The organism is Hansschlegelia beijingensis, from assembly GCF_045505405.1.
Taxonomy (GTDB): Bacteria; Pseudomonadota; Alphaproteobacteria; order Rhizobiales; family Methylopilaceae; genus Methylopila; species Methylopila beijingensis_A.
Genome location: NZ_JBJKEX010000423.1, coordinates 1 through 2373, shown reverse-complemented (window position 1 = coordinate 2373; position 2373 = coordinate 1). Strand labels below are relative to the sequence as shown.

The 2373-nt window shown below is 71.7% G+C and carries 2 protein-coding genes and 1 pseudogene; 2 read left to right on the top strand and 1 reads right to left on the bottom strand.

Annotation, left to right across the window (positions count from 1 at the left end; genetic code table 11):
• Positions 1 to 203: 203 nt before the first annotated feature.
• Positions 204 to 1091: a LysR substrate-binding domain-containing protein gene (locus ACIKT0_RS17030; RefSeq protein WP_407106558.1), complete on the top strand. Its 888-nt coding sequence runs from the start codon at positions 204 to 206 to the stop codon at positions 1089 to 1091.
• A 61-nt stretch (positions 1092 to 1152) separates the two neighbouring features.
• Entirely contained in the window at positions 1153 to 2160 is a 1008-nt protein-coding gene (gene dmeF / locus ACIKT0_RS17025) for a CDF family Co(II)/Ni(II) efflux transporter DmeF (RefSeq protein ID WP_407106557.1), read from the top strand.
• A gap of 10 nt (positions 2161 to 2170) precedes the next feature.
• Here the strand turns inward: dmeF and ACIKT0_RS17020 are convergent.
• Positions 2171 to 2373 (bottom strand): annotated as a pseudogene (locus ACIKT0_RS17020) (glutamate--cysteine ligase); the annotation flags it as partial.

Genomic DNA, 2373 nt, shown 5'->3' with positions numbered 1-2373 from the left:
GCCAGCTTCCGGCGGCCGAGCGACGCGCCGAGATCGCGCAGCGCCGCCGCGGCGGCTCGGACGAAGCGCCCGGCGGCCTGGGGTTCGATCGACATGGGAGTCTCCCTGCCAGATCAGCCTGGAGCCTCTGGATAGCTCCCGCCGTTTGATCAGTGAAACGAATGTTAGTAATGTGGCTCATCATTCCGGGTGATGGGGCCGCCATGGTCGCGCTTCTCGATGTCGATCAGCTTCGAAGCTTCGTGGCGATCGTCGACACGGGCTCGTTCACCCGCGCCGCGGACGTGGTGTTCAAGACCCAGTCCGCGGTCTCGATGCAGATGAAGCGGCTCGAGGAACGTGTCGGGCGGGCGCTGTTCGCGCGCGACGGCCGCGGCGTCCGGCTCACCGAGGACGGCGAGCGTCTGCTGGATTACGCCCGCCGCATCATCCACATCTCGCGCGAGGCGGTTTCGGCCTTCGCGGACGACGCGCTGACCGGCCGGGTGCGGCTCGGCCTGCCGGACGACTACGCCGAGCGCTACCTGCCCGAAATCCTCGCCCGGTTCTCGGCCTCCAACCCGCTGGTCGAGGTGACGGTGGTGTGCGAGCCCTCGGTCCAGCTGGTCGAGATGATCGACCGCGACGAGCTCGACCTCGCGATCATCACCCATGCGGCCCGCAAGCCGATGGGCGAGGTCATCCGCCAGGAGCCGCTGCTCTGGGTGACGTCGCAGCGCTCGGTGGCGCATGAGGAGCCGGTGCTGCCGCTCGCGCTCAGCCACGCCGCCTGCGTCTGGCGCGAATCCGCGATCGGCAAGCTGCAGGAGATCAAGCGGGCGCACCGCGTGCTCTATTCCAGCCGCAACTTCGCGGCGGTCGGCGCGGCGGTCCTCGCGGGGCTCGCGATCTCGGTCGTGCCGGAATCCGCGCTGCGGCCGGGCATGCGGGTGCTCGGGACCGCCGAAGGCTTTCCGGCGCTGCCGAGCTGCAAGATCGCGCTGCTGCGCAACCCCGGCGCGGTCACCGAGACCGCCCAGGCGCTCGCCGACCACATCGTGGCGAGCCTCGACAACATGTCGCCGGGCGCGCAGGCCGAAGCCGCCGAATAGCCCGCCGGCTTGACGGCGGGGGGAGCCGACGCGATCTCAGCCTGCCGAGGAGACAGCGCAGATGCACACGTCACGCGGCGACCACGCCGCCCCGTTCCGGCATGAGCACCGCTTCCTCGGCCGCGATCACGCCCGAAACGCGCGCCGCACCCGCATCGCGATGACGGTCACGGCCGCCGCGATGGGCGTCGAGATCGTCGCCGGCTGGGCCTATGGCTCGATGGCGCTGCTGGCCGACGGCTTCCACATGGCGACCCATGCGGGCGCGATCGGGGTCGCGGCGCTGGCCTACCGGATCGCCGCCGCGCGCTCGAACGACCCGCGGCTCGCCATGGGCGCCGGCAAGGTCGGCGACCTCGCGGGCTTCGCGAACGCCATCGTGCTCGGGGTGGTGTCGCTCGCGATCGCCTGGGAGTCGCTGCTGCGGCTCGCGAGCCCGCAGGAGGTGCTTTACCGCGAGGCGATGATCGTCGCGGTGCTCGGCCTGCTGGTGAACATCGTCTGCGCCTTCGTGCTCGGCCATGGCGCGTCCGACGGCCACGCGCACGGCCATGACCACGCCGGCCACGCGCACGCGCATGGCCATGAGCACGGGCATGACCATGAGCACTCGCCGGCCGAGGGGGTCGAGGACCACAATCTCCGCGGCGCCTATCTGCACGTGCTGGCCGACGCGCTGACCTCGGTGCTGGCGATCGCGGCGCTGTTCGCCGGCTGGACGTTGGGCTGGCGCTGGATCGATCCGGCGGTCGGCCTGCTGGGCGCGGCCATGATCGCGTCCTGGTCGGTGTCGCTCGCCCGCCAGACCGCCGCCACGCTGGTCGACGCGCCGGCCGATCCGACTCTCGAGCGCAAGATCCGCGAGCGGCTGGAGGTCGGCGACGACCGGGTCTGCGACCTGCATCTGTGGCGCGTCGGGCCCGGCCATCTGTCGGCGATCGTGGCGCTCGTCACCCACGAGCCGCGCGAGCCCGAGGCCTACAAGGCCAGGCTCGCCGACCTCCGGGAGCTCAGCCACCTCACCATCGAGGTCAACCGCTGCACCGACGCGCGCTGCGCCGCCGCCTGAACGCGCGCCGCTAGTAGGCGAACTCGGCGAACACCGGATCGACGCTGCGGCCCCAGTCGCCGTCGTATTTTTGCAGCAGCGTCTCGGCGAGCGAGCGCTTCTCCTCGACCACCCGCAGCAGCGGGGCGAGATGGATGCCCTCGTGGTCGCCGAAGCTGTTGCGGCGCGCCCGCGCCGCGAGGCCCGCCTCCGACAGGCCGAGCGCGTCGCGCG

Excerpts from the sequence above, each read along its gene's own strand:
- ACIKT0_RS17030 (WP_407106558.1), top strand. The coding sequence starts at position 204 with ATGGTCGCGCTTCTCGATGTCGATCAGCTTCGAAGCTTCGTGGCGATC.
- dmeF (WP_407106557.1), top strand. The coding sequence starts at position 1,153 with ATGCACACGTCACGCGGCGACCACGCCGCCCCGTTCCGGCATGAGCAC.